This window comes from Aquimarina sp. (genome assembly GCF_977115655.1).
On the sequence record NZ_CDSBKO010000006.1, the window covers coordinates 91,498 to 110,896 of the forward strand.

The 19,399-nt window shown below is 35.4% G+C and carries 1 protein-coding gene; it reads right to left on the minus strand.

What is annotated here, in order from left to right; genetic code table 11:
- Window positions 1-3: 3 nt before the first annotated feature.
- On the minus strand, window positions 4-19,341 hold the full coding sequence (locus tag ACZIYX_RS04145) for an SDR family NAD(P)-dependent oxidoreductase (protein WP_462680935.1): 19,338 nt from the start codon (window positions 19,339-19,341) through the stop codon (window positions 4-6).
- Window positions 19,342-19,399 lie beyond the last annotated feature (58 nt).

Sequence of the window (19,399 nt, forward strand, 5' to 3'; positions counted from 1 at the left end):
AGGTCAATTTAACTTCGCAGCTTCCTCCACTGAGATTTCATTATTTAAAATTTTCTCAATTATATTGTTGTAAAAATCATCATCATAGGGGCGATCATTCAAATTGTTTTGAGATATAATCCCAATTTCTCCTTCCAAAGTCCGAGATGAAAATCCGTGCATCTGGACGCAAATATTCCCTTCCTGATCGCATAGATCAAGGTCGAGTTTAATAAGCTTATCTCCAGGTTTGCTTCCTTTAACATAGCGTGCCCAAACAAACATTTCTTTGGTACAAGCAGAGAGTATACGTACAGATTCCAAAGCAAAAGGAAGTAATGGTTGAAATGGTAAATTATCTAAATCAACCATTAAACTAATACAGGACTGAAGCGCACAATCTATCAAACTAGGATGCAGTGTAAAATCATTCTGGCTAGCCTCCACAACTAGTGGTAAGCTAAGATGCGAAAGGAGTTGATCTTCTCCCATATATATCGCAGTTACGCCTTGATGAGCCGGGCCATAATCAAGTCCCATCTGTTTAAAAGAATTATAAACCGTATAGGGTTCTATACTACTATACTGCATTTCTTCTCTAAGCTGATCTATATCAAGTTTATTGATTGCTTCTTTCCTTTTGAGGATTGCCTGCCCTTGACAATGTATCACTTCCTCATTCTGACTATCTGTTTCATTGTTTGTACTGTAGATCTCAAAATCAATTTTTTTGATAGCACTATCATCTTCGTCATTTTCGAATAAGACTATAGAAACCTGTTTATATTCTGTCACAACAACAGGCTGTAACCATACTACATTTTTCAGTTCTAAAATGAATGGCTCTTCCTGTACAGGCAGTGCTTTATTTACAGCAACCTGAGCCATTTCTAAATAAGCTACTGCAGGTAAAACTTTATGTTTATTTACTTGATGATTCTTCAAAAAGAATTCTTCTCCATTAAAATTAGTAGTATAGTTTTGTTGGTTTAAGTCTGAAGTGTTTTGATGTAATAACGGATGAATTACTGAGGAAAGAACACTTTCTTTCTTCGTAAGCTCCTTGTTTTTAGATTTATGGAACCAGTAACGTTCTTTTGCAAACGGATATGATGGTAAATGAATCCGATTAGGCTTAACTTCTGCATATAATTTACCCCAATCCAGATCAACTCCTTTTACCCATAGATCTATAAGGCTATTTAATTTGTTTTCGACTATCCATTTATCAATAATTTCCTGTAAATCAACATCTCCACTAAATAAAGTTTGAATATCTTTATTTGGCTTACCATGTCCTATCCATGTGTTTTCTATATTACGCTCTCCATTACTATACTTGTGAAGCTTTTTTTCGAGATCTTCTACTGAGTTTACAATAAAGCCTAAACGTTCTTCCATAGCTTCCCTGCCTACCTGTAAAGTATACCCCATTTCTACCAAATCAAGGGTTTCTTCTGATGACACCGAGCTGTCCTTCTGTACATTAATAAATTCTAAAAGACCCATAACTTTTTGTAGCAACTGCTCTGATGTTTTTGCCGAAAGCGGTATTATTACCGGATGTATTCTTTTAGAAACCGGAGTATTCTTAGGTTGTATATATTCTTTAACCACCAAATGTGCATTGGTTCCACTATGTCCAAAAGAGTTAATCGCTGCCATACGAGGTGTATCTTTTGATGGTTTCCAATCCTGTACATCTGTATTGATGTAAAAAGGAGAGTCCTTAAATTCTATCAAAGGGTTAATGGTTTTGAAATTTAGTAACTTAGGTATCTTGTTATGTTGAAGGGATAATAAGACTTTTATCAATCCTATAACGCCTGCTGCAGCTGCAGTATGACCGATGTATGATTTGGCACTACCAACGGCACAAAATTCTTTATTTTTAGTAAAAGTCTTAAAAGCTCTTACTAAAGCATTTGTTTCTACGGGATCTCCTAGTTTCGTTCCTGTACCATGTGCTTCAACATAGCTGATTTTCTCTGGATCTATTTTAAATTTATTATACGTATCCACAATAAGCTTTTCCTGAGCAGCTCCGTTAGGTGCTGTAATCCCATTACTTGCTCCATCTTGATTAATACCCGATCCAGAAATAAGTCCGTAAATTTTATCTCCCGATTCCATAGCATCCTCCAAACGTTTCAACACAACTATACCAACTCCCTCTGACATAATAGTACCATCTGCATTTTGATCAAAAGTGAAACAACGACCACTGGGAGATACCATTCCTATTTCATCTAAACGGACTAACATATCTTGTTCTAAACAGGCATTAATTCCTCCTGCCAAAGCCATGTCTGTTTCTTTATTTCTTAAACTTTCACAAGCCAAATGAAGAGCTACTGCTGAAGAAGAACAACCTGTATTAACAACAAAAGAAGGCCCATTCAAATTTAAAATATAGGATAATCGAGAAGCTATAATGGCATCTGAGTAGCCTGTAAAAGTTTCTCCTGAATAGCCTGTGGGCTCTGCCCCTATATATATGCCTGTCTGAGATCCAGAAAACTCCCTAGGATTATATCCCGCATTTTCGATAGCGTTCCAGCTTTCCTGTAAAATCAATCGTTGATGGGGATTCATGGACTCTGCTTCTTTTGGAGAAATGTTGAAAAATAAAGGATCAAAACAATCTCTATCTTCTACTATTCCACCCCATTTACAACGAGTTTTACCTGGTTGCTTTTGAGAACTGAAGTAGTTTTTCTTGTCTAAGTAACGATTAGGAAGTTCTTCAACTCCATCAACTCCTTGCTCTAAATTCTGCCAAAATTTTTCAATATTATCCGCTTTCGGGAACATTCCAGATATTCCTACTACTGCAATCTCTGATCTGTCGACTTCTTTTTTTCCAGAAAACCTTCTTGATAAGGGTTCGTTTCTAAAAGTAAATCTATTTTGAGGTAACCTACTTACTTTACCATTTGTATTTTGTTCCTGTATATTTGGTACCGGATCCTCATTTGTAATAATCGTATTATCCAGATGCGGTACCATATTGAGTTCTATTTGGGATTTATAAGAACTCATTACATATTTGCTTAAACGATGTACAGATGAATGTTCAAAAATAACTGCTGTATTGAGCGAAACAGAAAGCGACTCATTGATTTGTTTTATAAAGCTTACTCCCAGAATTGAATCAATACCATAATCTGAAAACGCAATATCCGGATCGATACTTTCTGAAGATATTTTTAAAGATTCTGACAAGCTATTTAATATTTGAGTACGAATATATTCTTGTACTTTTTGTGAAGGTTGTGATACAATGTTTGATTTCTGTAATTCAACATTGTTCTGTTTTTGTAACTGAACAGTTTTATTTTTCACAATTGTTGAAACTGGCAGAGTTATTTTCTCTTCTTTTTCTACTGATATTTTTTGTCTTACTACTCCATCGCTTTGTGCAAATATTATTTGTTGTCCGAGAATATGTGCTTCTTTTGCAGGGAACAATACTGAAGGAAATCCTTCTTCCTCAAGAATTTGTTGCCAACCAACAGGATATAACCCCGGACTCCCCGGCATTCGAAGATCTGCATCTTTAAAAAGCCACCATCCATCTAACAACCCAAATGTTAAATGATTAAATAGTGCCGGAGTACTTAATTCATTAATTAATAAATATCCATTTTGATGCAGGGTAGTTTTTGCATTCTGAATGGTATATCTTATATCTTTTGTAGCATGTAATACATTGGCTGCAATCACAAGATCATAGGTTCCAACTTCAATACCCTGATCTTCTATAGGTTTTTCAATATCTAGTAGTTGATATTGTATATAAGGATTATCAGGAGCATAATTTTTTTCTGCATGAAAAAGGAATGCTTTTGAGAGATCTGTGTAGCAATATGTATCGATAGACTCCTTAAAGGGTTGCAAACTTGCAAAAACAATCGAAGATGTACCTCCTGTGCCTGCCCCAATCTCCAGAATCCTTAAACGTGCTTTTGGGTCTGCTTGTACTCTTTGCTGAACGTAAGCAACAACAGCATTTGCTACAACCTCATTAAACATATCTGACATCAGATTGTTTTTGTATACTCCTTCCACTTTTTCCATAGAAGAATCCGGAAATATAACATCTGTAGCAAGAATATCGCCTTGTAGGATTTCTGGTAACTTTTCTAAACAATCATTTACAAGTGCCACCCATGCTTTACGATCCGGATCTTGTAAATATTTTTGTTTTTCTACTTGCCATTTTTCCCAAATCGTTTTGTTATCTACCTTTTTCCAATCGATAATAGTGTCTGCTTCCCATTGAATATAATTATTTTGGCGAAGCTTATCGAGACAAACCTCCCACCAGGGGATATATTTATCTAAAATTCTACATTGTTTATGAAGATCCGATACTTTTAGGTTTTTTTGTTCACTACTACCTAACTTTACTAATCGATCTATCTGACAGAACAATAATTGCGTGATCCAGTCTTCTAGCTCACTCGTTTCTTCCCTGCGTCTTAGTTCTTTAATCTTTTTATGCGGAATTTCAATTATACTTTCTGATAAGGATATTGAAGACGACATTGGCATACCAGTAAGAGAAATCTGCTCTTCATCATTACAATTCATCAGAGTTTCAATATGTTTTGATGCTTTCATACATAAAACCTGATGAACCCTTCCTTTCTGGAGTTCATGAACAAACTGCTCAAAACATTTGAATCCTTCATTATCTTCCAGAGCGTCAAAATTTCCTACCGCAACTTCGTTATCTCTTTCTGTAATGGTTTCTATGGTAGATTTCCAAAATCCCCAATTGATAATTCCTACTGGAAAATCAGCGTGTTTTTGAATGGAACGAACAAAACTATCTGAATATGTAATACCACTAGCATACGCTGAGAGTTTCGACGCTCCAGAAAAAGAATACGCTTGCCCCGAAGAGAAGTAACACATAAAATCAAGGGGTTCTGCTTTTAGAGCATGGTAGAATACCCAACTTCCCTTAGCTTTTAAATCAAAAATTGATCTGAATTCTCTTTCTGTAGTTTGGTCTACTGAATTTTCGAAGTTAAAGACCATTCCTGCAAAAATGGCTCCATTTATATTGGAATATTTTTGTTTAATAGATGCTACTGCTTGTTGCATAGAATCTAAATTTGTTGCATCTGCCTGTATGTAGAGTAGTTTTTCACTAAATTCTTCAAACAGTTGCAAAGCTGTCTGTACTTTCTCAGAGGTTTCTGTACTTCTTCCTAACCACACTACATTAGCTTTGTACTTTTTGATTAAATTACGTGTCATAATCTTACCTACAGTACCGCTTCCTCCTACAATAATATATGTCCCCTTCTCACGAATAGTCGAATGCGTATCTGTATCCCAGTTTAATTTATACTGAATTTGACGATACCGCTTTCCTGATTGAATTTTAAATAACTCTCCTCTATCTGTCGGTGCTTCCTGAAGTATATTCTCTAATAATTTTTTACGATCTTCTGGTGTTTTTAAGTCTTCTGAAGATATATCTAAGTTTCTTACACGGAACTGATAATTACCTTGGGCTAAAGAATAAGCCAAACCAGTAATACCTGCTCCTATAAAATGATTAGGTTTTGTATTGATTGAACACGTATCTACCGTTAACACATAAGACTCGATATTATCTTTTATCTTATTCCCTTGCTTAAGAGATTTAATCAGGCGCAAAAATTGAATTTCATTTCTTTCATAGCTTTGCTCCAATTCTTGTAATACGTTCGAATCTAAATTTGACCCTGCCATGGATAGAAAATATAATGTATCTATATCCTTAATATCTTGTAAACAGTTTTGAAATCCCTCAGGATCATTTAAGCCACATAACCACTCTGTATCAGACACCTGCTCTGTTTTATCTGCTATTCTGATCAGAAATGTTTTTATATCCTTATTCTGCTTGTAATATTCCTGAATTTCTTCTTCAAACCCTAAAGTGACACTACTACAAACAATTAATACGGTTTTATGAGAAATAATAGTATTTTTTGTCCGTATCGGTTGTTCTTCCCACTTCGTCAGGTAACTTACTTTATCCCATAACTGAGGTGTTGTTGTTGTAATTTCTTTTGGTGCAATTATAACAGGAACGTTACGAAAATATTCGAGTTCCAAACCTTTCATTATTACTACAATATTACCCTGCAAATCACACAGATCAATATCGAGTTTAATACCCTCTTTATCCAAAGGAGTTCTTTGTGAAAATCGTACCCACGCAAACATTTCTTCAACACAGGTCGTCACAACGGTTAAAGATTCTAAAGCTATTGGCACTAAAGGTTCTTTATTTTCCATTAAAACCATACTTGCTTGCAATACACTATCTATTATACCGGGATGCAACACATAATTGTCTTGCCCAGCAGATGGTGTTTTAAGCCTTACCAGCAACTGTTGATTTCCTTGGTATACTTCTTTTAATGCCTGAAGTGAATGCCCATAACTTATACCTATATTGTTTAACACTTTATATAGATCAGATACTTGTACCAAATCTTCACTCATTTGTTTCATCAGCTCCTGAAGATCTAATTTTGGAATGCTCGACTCTACATCAAAAACCACATTTCCTTGAAAATGAAACGATTCTGCATCGTTTTCATAACTAAGAATTTCATAACTTATTTGGTTATCCTCTTGTGCTGATAATACTGTCTTAATATTTTTATCCTCATTTATAACGCACGGTTCTGCCCATTCTAAATCATACATCTTCATAATTACCGATCCTTCTGTTATTGGCATCGCCATTTCAACTGCTGCTCTTGCCATTTCTAAATAAATGGCTGCTGGCAACACTTTATGTCCGCTATATTCATGGTCTTCTAAAAAGAATTCGTTTCCTCTAAAAGTAGAACTATAGCTTTGCTGAATGAGGTCTGATGTATTTTGATGTACTAATGGATGAAGTTTATTTAAAAAACTTTTTGATACTGTTAGCGGATCTTTTGTCGTTGTATGTATCCAATAGCGGTCTTTTGCAAATGGATAAGCAGGCAAAGCGATACGTTTGGGTTTACTATTGCTATAAAATTTCTTCCAATCGATAGTCAGACCTTTAACCCATAACTCCAATAATTTAGAAAGTTTTTTACGAGCGATCCATTTATCTATCGCCTCTTTCATGTCATCATCATTATTGAGGATCGCAATATCTTGTTGATTACGTTTTGCTTTGCCTTTATAGGTATCTTCCATATCTTCTACTCCATCAAGATACGCTTGAAGTTTTTCACTTAACTGAGCAATAGAGCCTACCAAAAACCCTAGACGTTCTTCAAACTCTTCTTTACATACCTGAAGGCTGTAAGCCAAGTCATTTAGTTGAATAGTCTTCTGTGATGGTGATATAATATGATTAAATAAATCATGAGCTTTTTGTTGCAATTGTTCTTCAGTTCTTGCAGAAATAAGAATAATTACTTTGTCATCCTGAGGGGTTACGGGAATAGACTGTACTTTATCTACGGGTTCCTGATATTCTTCTATAACGACATGAGCATTTGTACCACTTCGCCCAAAGGAACTTACAGCTCCCATATACGGTTTGCCTTCTTCTTTATTCCACTCACGGTTTTTTTTATTGATAAAAAACGGACTATCCTTCCATGTAATATAATCGTTTTCCTCTTCGCAGTTTAGGCTTGCCGGAATTTGACGGTATTGCATCGCCTTCAACAAATTAACCACACTAACTAATCCTGAGGCTGCTAATGTATGTCCTACGTTACTTTTGCAACTTGTTAAAGCACAATGTTCGCGTTTAGTATCTGATTTTTGATTATCCTTTAGCCTTTTAAAAGCCCTAACCAAAGCGTTTATTTCAACAGGATCACCAAGTTTTGTCCCTGTACCATGAGTTACAATATAGGACAGGTCGTTGGTATCGATTTGGTAATCTGTGTAAACTTTTTCTATTAATTCTGCTTGTCTTTCTCCATTAGGAGCAGTAACTCCATTTGTTTTACCATCGAAGTTAATACCACTACCTTTGATGGTTCCGTAAATTGAATCTTCTTCTGCTATTGCGACAGATAATGGTTTTAACATTAATACTACAACAGATTCTCCTACTCCAATACCGTTTGCCTTTTTTGAGAAAGAATGGCAATGACCATCTTCTGAGAGCATTCCTGCCTCACTCATCATTACATAATTCTCTGGTGAAAGGAGTAATGAAATACCTGCTACTATTGCTGTTTCACATTCGCCCTGACGCAAACTTGAAACCGCCTGATGCAGAGCTACCAATCCAGAAGAACATGCTGTATTTGTTGCAATGGCTGGCCCATGCAAGTCGAGGAAGTAAGAAAGTCGTGAACTTATCATAGCATTACCACTGGTAGTAATGCCTTTTTGTTTTGTAATCCCGTCATATTGTCCTTCTTCCATTCCCACAAAAACACCTACCTTTTTACCTCTGATATCATTGGGAGATATTCTTGCATCTTCTATTGCCTTATATGTTTCCATAAGGAGCAGACGCTCGGCAGGATCCATGTTTTCGGCTTCCTTTGGTGAGATTTCGAAAAATAACGGATCAAATTCATCTACACCATGAATAAAGCCTCCTTTGTTCGTCGTTATTTTATTATTGGGATCGCCAGCAACAGTAAATTGAGTATGCCAGTCCCATCTGGTAGAAGGTATTTCGGTAACCGCATCTTTACCTTCTGCAAGCAATGCCCAAAATTGATCTACTGTTTGAGCTTTTGGAAAACGCCCGGACATACCTACAACAGCAATAGGCTCCTTATTAAGTGCAACAGGGAGTTCTGCATTAACCCGAGAGGTAAAACGGTAATCTGATAGTTTAATACTTTTTAACGTAACTGTATTTGTTTTTCTTTTATTGGTTCTATCAAGGGTTTTGGGCGGATTATAAAAGCTCTCCAAATGCGTAGAATACTCTTGCAGAAAATAATCGCTCAACTTGCTAATCGTAGTAGCACTAAAAAATATTGCTGGTGTTATTTCTAACCCGAAATGAACGGTTAGTATTCTTGCAAATTTGCTTAGACTAATAGAATCAAAGCCGTAATCCGTTAGATTTTCGGTGGTATTTAGTTGGTTTTGATTGATTTTTGTTACTATGGACACCTGTTGTTTTATATCAGATGTAATACATTCCTTCAATGATAAACCTTGATATTGAGGTTTCCACCCTTTATCAGCTATACCTATTGCCTTATCCGAGGTGATTTCGACATTTATAGCCAACCCGGTTTGATATAATCGATTCAACATCTGCTCCATGCGGGATGGTTTGCCGAGAATTACGAATGTTTGCGTACTATCGGATCCCAAAAGGTCATCCCAAAGATTTATCCCGTTTGATGTTTGTAATGGTTCTTGCCCACTACTTTTTAAGTAAAATGAGGTCTGCTCTGAATCGCTGGTACCCATACTACCTTCCTGCCATAATGGCCAGTTGATCACTACTGTTTTTCCATTATGTGATTCTTTTTGCTCACGATATTGACTATACGCCATTTGAAAACGACTGGCTACTGCATAATCGCACGAACCAAAATCACCTAGTAAAGCGGATACAGATGAAAAGTAACAGATAAAATCTAGTGAAGGTTGGTCGAATACCTCATCTAATAACACAGAACCAATGGATTTTGGACGAAGGACTGTATTGATATCTTGTGTTGACCTATTGTAAAAAGGTTCTGAGGATTCTACACCTGCCGCATGAATAATACCTGAGAGGTTAAAAGATAACTCTGATTTTAAAGCAAGTAATGCTTTTTTGTCACTAACATCAAGAGATTTATAGTGTATTTCTCCAGTACCAGACTCTCTTAACGTATTAATTTCTTCCTCAATATCAGAATTTACCTGACGTCTACCTACCAATATAAGGTTTGCATTGTAGTTTTTTGCCAGATAATGCGCAAACTGCAGCCCTAAACTACCACAACCCCCTGTAATTAAATAACTTCCTTTTTGCTTAAGTACAGATTCTTTGGTTGTTTTATTGATTTTACATGATTGTAATGATAGTATATATCTTTTTCCATTCTTATACCACAATACTCCGTTATGCTGTGATGCATCTAACAACTGCTTAGGTGTATATGAAGCTTTATCTGTATAAAGTAAGGATAATTGAATATTTGGTAGTAGTAGTTTTAAGGATCGTTCAAAACCAATCCAGGAATAATCCCAACAAGTGCTTACTTCTGAAAGGTTATAGTGCCCAACAAGCGTTACATGAGTTACTAAGGATTTTGATGATTTAATAGTTTTAAATAAATCAAACAACATGTGAACCCCTTTTTCACCCTGATCTTTTGCCCAAGTGTAAATGATATGGACAGGTTTATTTTTTTCAGAAGTAGCCTGATTAAGTATTGTGCCAATATCATCCGGGTTATTAGAACCACACTGATATGATTTTGGTGTTACTTGTTCAAAAACATTTGCTTGCTCAACAATAATGGCTTTGGATAATGGATTCTCCTTTTCTTCGGCTAATCTTTCACCAAAATATCTATCTGTAAAAATAATAGTTTGTTGATCGTTTGACCTTAATGGAGTATCTGTGTAGGGTTGGACTTGCCAATCTTCCTTAAAAAAAAGTGTTTGTACTGCTTCCTCTATTTCCTCCTGTCTTGAGCTGATTGTATTTTCGCTATCAGTTACTTGTATGTTTTTTTGATCATTAATCCCTAATACTAATTCTTTCATCTGTACACAAACATTACCTTGCTCATCATACAAATCAATATCCAAACTAAAAGTTTCATCGTTAGGTTGGTGATTTTGTGAAAAACGAACGGATACAAACATATCCTGTGTACAAGCAGATACTATTTGTATGAATCTTAAGCTTAATGGAATTGTTTGCTGATGGTCATCCAAAAAGAAATTAGCAACTTGTAACGTATGCTTCATGATCACTGGAAAAAGTACAAATCTACTTTGATCGAGCACTGTATTATTTAATAACCTTAACTGAGCTAGTAATTGATTTTCCTCCTGATATATATTTATAATTTCTGGATTAACGATACCTAGTTCTCCTTTTTTCATCTGAGCTTTAAGCTTCTCTATATCTTGTCTATCAGATACTGATGAGTTGCCAGTATATGCAGTTCCCTGGCTATGAATAATTTCTTCATTTTCTAAATGACTGCAGATTTCATAATCAATTTGACTATTACTTTTTTCATATAAAGAAATAGTAAACTCTGTATGTTTAGTAGCTACCATTGGTTCTGCCCATACTATATTATTCAACTCAATAATCCCTTCCTTTGGTAGTGATGGTAAAGAATGTTCTATGGCTGCACGAGCCATTTCCAAAGAAGTAAATTGAGGTAAAACTTTTAGTCTACTATCATGATCTTGATTTAAAAAAGATTCTTCTCCACTAAATATTGAGCTATAACGCTGCTCATGAAGAACAGAAGTGTTTCTATGCAGTAAAGGATGTAATAAGACATCTGAACCATTTGGAGTTAAGTAATGACTAGTTTCTGTGACATCAACCCAATATTGCTCTCTTGCAAAAGGATATACCGGCAAATTAATACGTCTGGGCTTAGCATCACCATACAACTTATTCCAATCCAGATTATATCCTTTAACCCATAAATTGACAAGGTTAGAAAGCTTTTTCTGCTGTATCCATTTGTCAACTGTTTCTTGCAAGTCTGAGTCATGGACAAATAAGGAAATAGTATCTTCATTACGTTTTGCTTTTCCTATAAAAATGCTATCGATACTCTGACTACCTTTAATATAAGCTTCTAATTTTTTAGCTAATTGCTCTATTGAACTTGCTACAAACCCCAGGCGTTGTTCCATTTCTACCCTACCTATCTGTAAGGTGTATGCAGTCTGTACAAGATCCAGGGATGCTTTTTCTTTATTTACATAATCTAATAGATCTCTAGCTTTTTCCTGCAACTGCTCTTCAGTTCTCGCAGATAGCGGAATAATACAGTCTGTATTTTGAACACTATTTCTTATCGCAGTATTTGCTTCGAACGATACCGGGTATTCTGCTACAACCATATGTGCATTGGTCCCACTAAAACCAAAAGAACTAATGGCAGCCAAACGTTTTTGCCCTTCTTCAACTTCCCAGTCTTTGAGCTCTGTATTCACATAAAACGGGCTATTTTCCAGACTTATATGTTCGTTTAACTCTCCAAAATTAATTGTCGGAGGTAGTTTTTTGTGTTTTAGCGACATCAAAAGTTTGATCATACCAGCTACTCCGGCAGCCATTAAGCAATGTCCTATATTACTCTTCACAGATCCCAGAGCACAATATTCTTTTTTCGGAGTATATTTTTTAAAAGATTCTACCAATGCTTCCACCTCGATAGGATCACCGAGTTTTGTACCGGTACCATGTGCTTCCACTAACTGAATAGAGGCTGGGTCGATTTTATATGTATCATAAACCTCTTGTTGTAACTTCGATTGCGCTTCTGCATTAGGAGCAGTAATACCATTGGTTTTACCATCCTGGTTAACACCCCATCCCTGAATAACACCTAGTATATTATCTTGATCTTTTTCTGCATCTTCCAGTCGTTTTAGCATAACAACCCCTACACCTTCACCCGGCACAAACCCATTAGCCCTTTGATCAAAAGTATGGCATTTACCATCTGGAGAAAGCATACCCATTTGTGAAGTCTTAACGTGCATATCTGAACTGGCACCTATATACACTCCTCCTGCAAGTATAAGATCACTCTTACCCAGTGTTAAGGAATCACATGCGTTGGCTATAGCTACCAGTGATGAAGAACAGGCAGTATCAATCGTTAAACAAGGTCCTTGTAAATTAAGAAAATAGGATATACGTGCAGCCAAAATAGAATTATTGCCCCCAGTAAAACCATAGGCACTTATTTGTAAATCTTTCGATAATAGATGATAATCTCCTTGACCACAACCTACAAAAACACCACATTTACTATTTGCCAATGATTTTGCATTATATCCTGCATTTTCTATAGCATGCCAGCAAGTCTGTAAGAACAGCCTTTGTTGCGGATCCATACTTTCTGCTTCTGAAGGTGAAATATTGAAAAATAAAGGATCAAAAAGATCATATCCATCCAACGCTCCCATCCATTTGCTATACGTTTTTCCAGAAACTGCATCTCCTTCCTGATAATACTTGTCAATATCCCAGCGTTTTCTGGGAATTTCTTTAATACAGTTTTTACCTTCTGCTATATTTTGCCAAAATACCTCTATGTTTTTGGCTTCAGGAAACTGACCTGCCATACCAATTATAGCAATAGAATCTGATTTTGAAGAAATATCTGATTTTGACTCTAACAAATCCCTTTGGGAACTCAACTTCTCTAATCTTGGTATAGAAGTATCTATGCTTTGTACCTTTATAGAATTATTATCTTGATTAACTTGTTTTTCTTGAACAGGTAATGTTCCATTTTTTTCTGCTTCTGCTTTTACATAGCTACTAAATTCGGTAAGATTTGGATGGCTATAAATTTTGGTAGCATTAATGGAAATCTTATATTTTTCATTAATCTTTCGTATCCAGGTAACTCCTATAATAGAATCTAAACCAAGATCCACAAACTGGCTATCTTCATCTATTTCCTCTTCCTGCATGTGTAACTCTTGTGCTAACAGTGTTTTTAGACTTGCAAGAATAACAGGTAATACATCTATATCCTGGGATATGTTTTGATATCCAGAAGGAATGGATCTTTCTGTTTGGATAGTATGATTTTGTGTATCTGCTGCGGTATCATTAAAATTATTCTCAATACGTTCTAATGTTTCCGATCGACCAACAAAGGTTTCTTCATGCATAGCAAGCTCCAAACTGTATGTTTCTTCCAGACGAGCTCTTAATTTGCCAGTTAATTGATTCTTAAGATTAATTAAACTGGTTCGAGAATTACCCGACAACTTTCTGGCAAGACTAAGTGCTGTAGAAAAAATTTCTTTACGGGGTAAAACTGGTAGAGATAATCCTTTTTCCTTTAACTCTTGTCCTGAGTATTCCTCTCCTGTCATTAAAGTACCTCTTGCCAGATCATATCCTATCCTCTCTGGAAAGATCAGGGTTGATCCTGCTCCGGGTGTAAAACCATAATTCATATACGGACTTACATAATGCCCTCCTTCACTAAATAATGTAAAATCACAAAACATCCCCATCGACCAGCCGGCACCTATGCCATGACCCTGCATAGCACCTATTACAGGAATCTTACATTTAAGTGCTAAATGATATATTTGAGTATCTGTAAATTTAATTTTACCTTCCTGAATGTCCAGTAACATTTCTTTTGTACCTCCTGAAATGAAATAATTATCATACCCTGTCAATATCACTACTTTATAAGCTTGAGATTCTTCTATATGCTCAAATATCTCTGTGATACCTTCCATAAAAGCTTCAGAAAACATATTTTTCGCCTCCCGATCCTCAATCCTTACCTCTACTATCCCTTCCGGGTGTACAGTGGCTTTTATAACTTCTGATCGTAGCGGAATAGCCTCAGGTGCCTTTGGTAAAGAAGTTATTGTTTCTTCTTTCGTTACTTGATGCAGCGGTAACTGATCTATCTCCTCAAGAGTAACTAATACCCGATCTTTTTTCCATTTTTTTATAGTTTCTGTTGAAAAGGTACTCCATAGAGCTGCCAGTTCTAAAGCCGATGAAAAGGAATCCTTGGATACAAATACTCCGCCCGCTTGTCGCTGAAGTTCAATACCTTTGTATATTCTACCAGATAATAGTATTTCCTGACATACATAAGCTCCTAATCGTCTACTGAATATGTATCCTGCTCGCGTGGATAACTCAGGTATTTCTAAAAGTTCAGAAGCTGAATAGTTTCCATCTGTTTGATAAATACAAACATCACAAGACTGAGCAATTAGCCAGCCTGTATCTTTCGCATTTTTTCTTATTGCTGATATTACAGGGATTGGGGATGCTATAAGCAGCTGTTGAAGCTTAAGAACCTCTCTTACCGATCCTGATATATCCGATACCCTAAGAAAACCTTCATCATCACTGGTGAGTACGATCGCTTTATAGTATCCTTTCTTCTCTACCTGTTCAAGGATATCAACAAGTCCGGATACCAGAGTCTTTAATTGATATTTCTTATTTTCTGTATGTATCCTAATTACCAGTACTTGGTTCTCTTTTTGTTCTATTGTTATATACTTTGACCGGGAAGAAATCTTGATAGGTGCCAGAACTGTCGTATCTTCTATTTTTGATGGTTCAACTGCTCTTAGCTCATCTGTCAATCTTAAAATATGCTTTCCTAAATGTTGTTTAAGAAGATGTAGAGAAACTCTTGGCTTTTTGTATAGAGACTGAGCTAGTTTTTCTGAGTATGTCCTTACCTGCTCAGAAGGGATGATTGGAATACTCCATCCCTTTTCCTTTAGTTCATACCCTTTTGATGCTACTGATTGATAAAGAAAATCTCTTGCTAAGGCTTCTCCAAAACGCTCTATAAAAAGTAATTCTTCTTCTAATGTATGCAATATCCCTTTATCATAGCTTGTGTAAGAATATTGAGCCTCTTCACTAATTATCATAAAATCACACAGCATACCTAATAGAAAACCTCCACCAGTGGCATCTCCCAACACTTCTGCTATTATAGGGTAGGAAAAAGAGGCTATCGAATGATAAAGACTCTGTACTACCGATTCGTTATATCCTTCACATTCTCCATGAAAAAAAGTACTTGCATTACCCCGAAGCAACAATACTTTTAGGTCTGGTATCTGTTGTACATACTCTAGGCTATGTACCATCTCACCCACTAACTCACAGGAAAGGGTATTATTTCTGGGTGCATCTACCTCCAGAGAGTAAGTGCCATTACCTTGGTCAAACAATTTTACATAAGAAAGACTGTTTTTAATATAATTTTCTGCTACAATCCCCTTTAATGGGTTCGAAAGCGTAAACTGTACTTTTTGGTCGACAGCGTGTTCTATTTTTTCTTTTTTAGATTGTCCCGGGGGTATTAATGAAATATTAACAGGTTTTGCCAGAGTTTCCTTATTAAAGTCCTGAATTAACGAAACCTGCTTCTCTTCCTTTTTTAAAATTCGTAAAGGAATAGAGAGTTCTTTTGAAATGTCAGACGTTTTTATTTCTGATTTTTCTTGTACTCGCTGTATGGTTATTGCAGAGTTTGTCTTATCAAGATCTTCTGGTATTTTATAGGAAACCCAATGTTCCTTTTTGTGGTCGAAAGGGTATGTTGGAATTTCTATAGTTTTGCATCTGATTGGATATAAATTCTCCCATTTTATGATACTACCCTGACACCATTGCTCTGCTATATAATCTAAATTGAAGCTATCAATGATAATTTCATTATTATCTAACTGATCTAGTTTTGATTTTTTTATTCTACCTACGCAAATATTTGACTGGTAAGTCCCTTCTATAAAACTTATTAAAGATGTTTGGAGGTCCTTAACAGTATTATAAACAAAGGCTAACCTGTACTCCATCTCTTCTTTAGTAACCTGTAGAGTATATGATAATTGATAAGGGTTTACTGAAGGGTTTTGATGTACATAATTCTGTATTTTTTTTGCATAGTCTTTTAATATTTCTTCCCGTCTTGCAGATAATACAAACAAGTAAGATCCTTTGGTTTTTAAAGTATTCTTTACCTCATCTTCTTTATAAGATTCTACAACGATATGAGCATTAGCTCCTCCTATACCAAAACTACTTACTCCAGCAATAAGTGTATTTTGATCGTTACTGGGCAGCCATTCCATTCCATTTTCCAGAATATGAAAAGGCTTATTATGGATTTCAATCTTACTGTTTATATTTTTAAAATTTTGATTAGGGGGCAGGTAATTATGTTTCATCGCCATAATTACCTTTAGCAACCCTGCAATTCCAGATGCTGCTTCTAAATGACCAATATTTGTTTTTACAGATCCTATTCCACACCAAGGAGCACTATCCTCTTTTTCATCTTTTTTATCCTGTAAGGATTGAAAAGCTTTGGTTAAGCCTAATACTTCTATTGGATCTCCCAGACTAGTACCTGTGCCATGTGCTTCTATGTATGAAACATCTTGTATAGAAATGTTAGCTTTTGTATATGCCTCTTCAATAAGTTGTTTTTGTTTGTTTGGGTTAGGTACGGTTACTCCGCCAGAGTAGCCTCCATGGTTTACAGCTGTACTTTTAATTAATGCTAATACATTATCCTTATCGGCAATCGCTTTTGATAAAGGTTTTAAAAGTAACATTACCGCTCCTTCTCCTCTTACATACCCGTTAGCTCTATCGTCAAAAGTGTAGCATTTGCCATCCACACTTAGCATATTAGATTCTCTGTAAGCAATACTCTTTGTCGGTTCACACATAAGGTGTATACCTCCTACTATTGCTTGTTCACATTGATTTTGTTGTATGGAAGCTACTGCATTATTTATGGCAACCAACGATGAAGAGCAAGCTGTATCTATTGTTAAACTAGGACCATCAAGATCATAAAAATATGAGATCCGGTTGGAGAGCATTGCCATTGCTGTTCCTGTAGCAGAAAACTCTTTAAGGTCAGGGTTTTTATATAATAAAGTTTCATAATCACTCCCACTGGCTCCAATAAAAACGCCTGTTTTACTCTTTTTTAACAAAGAGGGTTTGTATCCGGAATTTTCTATTAGTTCCCAGGTGAGTTCGAGAAGAATTCTTTGTTGTGGATCTATTAATCGTGCTTCTCTTGGGGAGATTTCAAAAAAAGATGCATCAAATTTATCTATATCTTTTACATATCCCCCATAATTAATACCTTTATGAATCCCCTGTATATCAACCCCTTCTGGCCAGTCCCATCTCTCTTTTGGTGTAGTTGTAATACTGGAATTTACATTTACCAGGTTTTCCCAAAACTCTTCTTTAGTATTTGCTCCCGGGATTTTTAATGAAAGTCCTATGATAGCAATGTCATCAGAATTTGTAAGGGTTTCTTTTTCACTTACTACTTTGCTATCTTTTTTTACATTTGGTGATATCTTGTTGGCTGAAAGCAGAAAAGTAGTAATTTCTTTCACTGTAAAAAGCCCGTAAAATATACTAGGATTACTCTGTAATCCATACTCTAAGTTGAGGTACTCAGAAAGTTCAATATAAACAATAGATTCAACTCCTAATTTTCTTAAATCTGTATGTACGGTAATCTCATCTTTTTCTAAAAAGTCAGAAAAAAAGTTAATTATAGTACTACACAGTTGTTCTTCACTTAAATCATTATTCTCTTTAAATTTTTGATTCTGTTGTAAAGAATGGTCAAGTGATATTGTATTAGTTGTCTGATCTATAGTATTCAAATTAGAGGCATTTTCTACTAAAAAAGATTCCCTTTTTTCCTCCTCTTCACCTCTAAACCAAGTACTTGCTATTTTTAAAGGTTCTGATAGTTTTTTAATCGTAAATATCTTTGCTATCAACACCCCATCTTTTTTTCTTACTAAAGAAGAGCTTAGTTTAATTACACTTTTATCCAGGTACGAAAAATGCTCTAAACTGTACACCAATTCTTCGTTTGCATTCGCATTTCCATAGTAGTGTATATCTCTTGCAATGGTTGAGCTGTTTTTAGCCCAATTATAGTTGTCGATTTCTCCAATGTATTTTTCCTGAAAAAAACTCAACTCACATTTATCGCTTATTTTTGGGTAAGAGGCAAAATATAAAAGACCAACACCATTAATGTCATCATAAGAGTCTATTTGGTATTTTTTTTGAAATAATGGTTTTACATCTGTAAAGATTTCAAATGAGCTATCGTTAAGAGTTACCTCTTTTATGCTGCTATCTTCTTCATTATTTTCAGATTGAAAAAAGCAAGATTTTACTTTGAAAAATGTTTTTGCAACTTCAGGAAGTTTATTGTAAACAGGAATATTTTTATGTTCAACATTTAACGGTTTTCCTTTTACCAGTTTTTGATTGTTTTCTGAATTTCGAGAAGAAAAAACAGACATTAATTCTGTTTTTATTTTTTTGTTATTCCCGATTACCTCTCCATTGCTAAAAAACATCTTGTTACCATACTTTGACAGGTAACTTTTAGCTTTTATTTCTTCGTTTTCACTAAATTCACTCAGGCAACTATTAGATTCCCATTTTATCCGAACAAAGCTAGCATACAGCCTATTACCATTACTATCTACTAATTTGTCTGATTCTGTTTCTAGTCCTTCTGATATCATTTTCCAATGTATATCCCCCAGTTCTTTCATCAACCAGTTTTCAGACAGTCCATCCCATAGCATTTGTGGTATATTTAAACTATAAGTTCTATTTTCAGACACTTTATTCATCATATTTATAATCATTAAAATTGGAAAACAGGCATCTACGCCAGGTCTTTTATGTCCTTAG

Coding starts and splice junctions, on each gene's coding strand:
- ACZIYX_RS04145 (WP_462680935.1), bottom strand. CDS start 19,341: ATGATGAATAAAGTGTCTGAAAATAGAACTTATAGTTTAAATATACCA.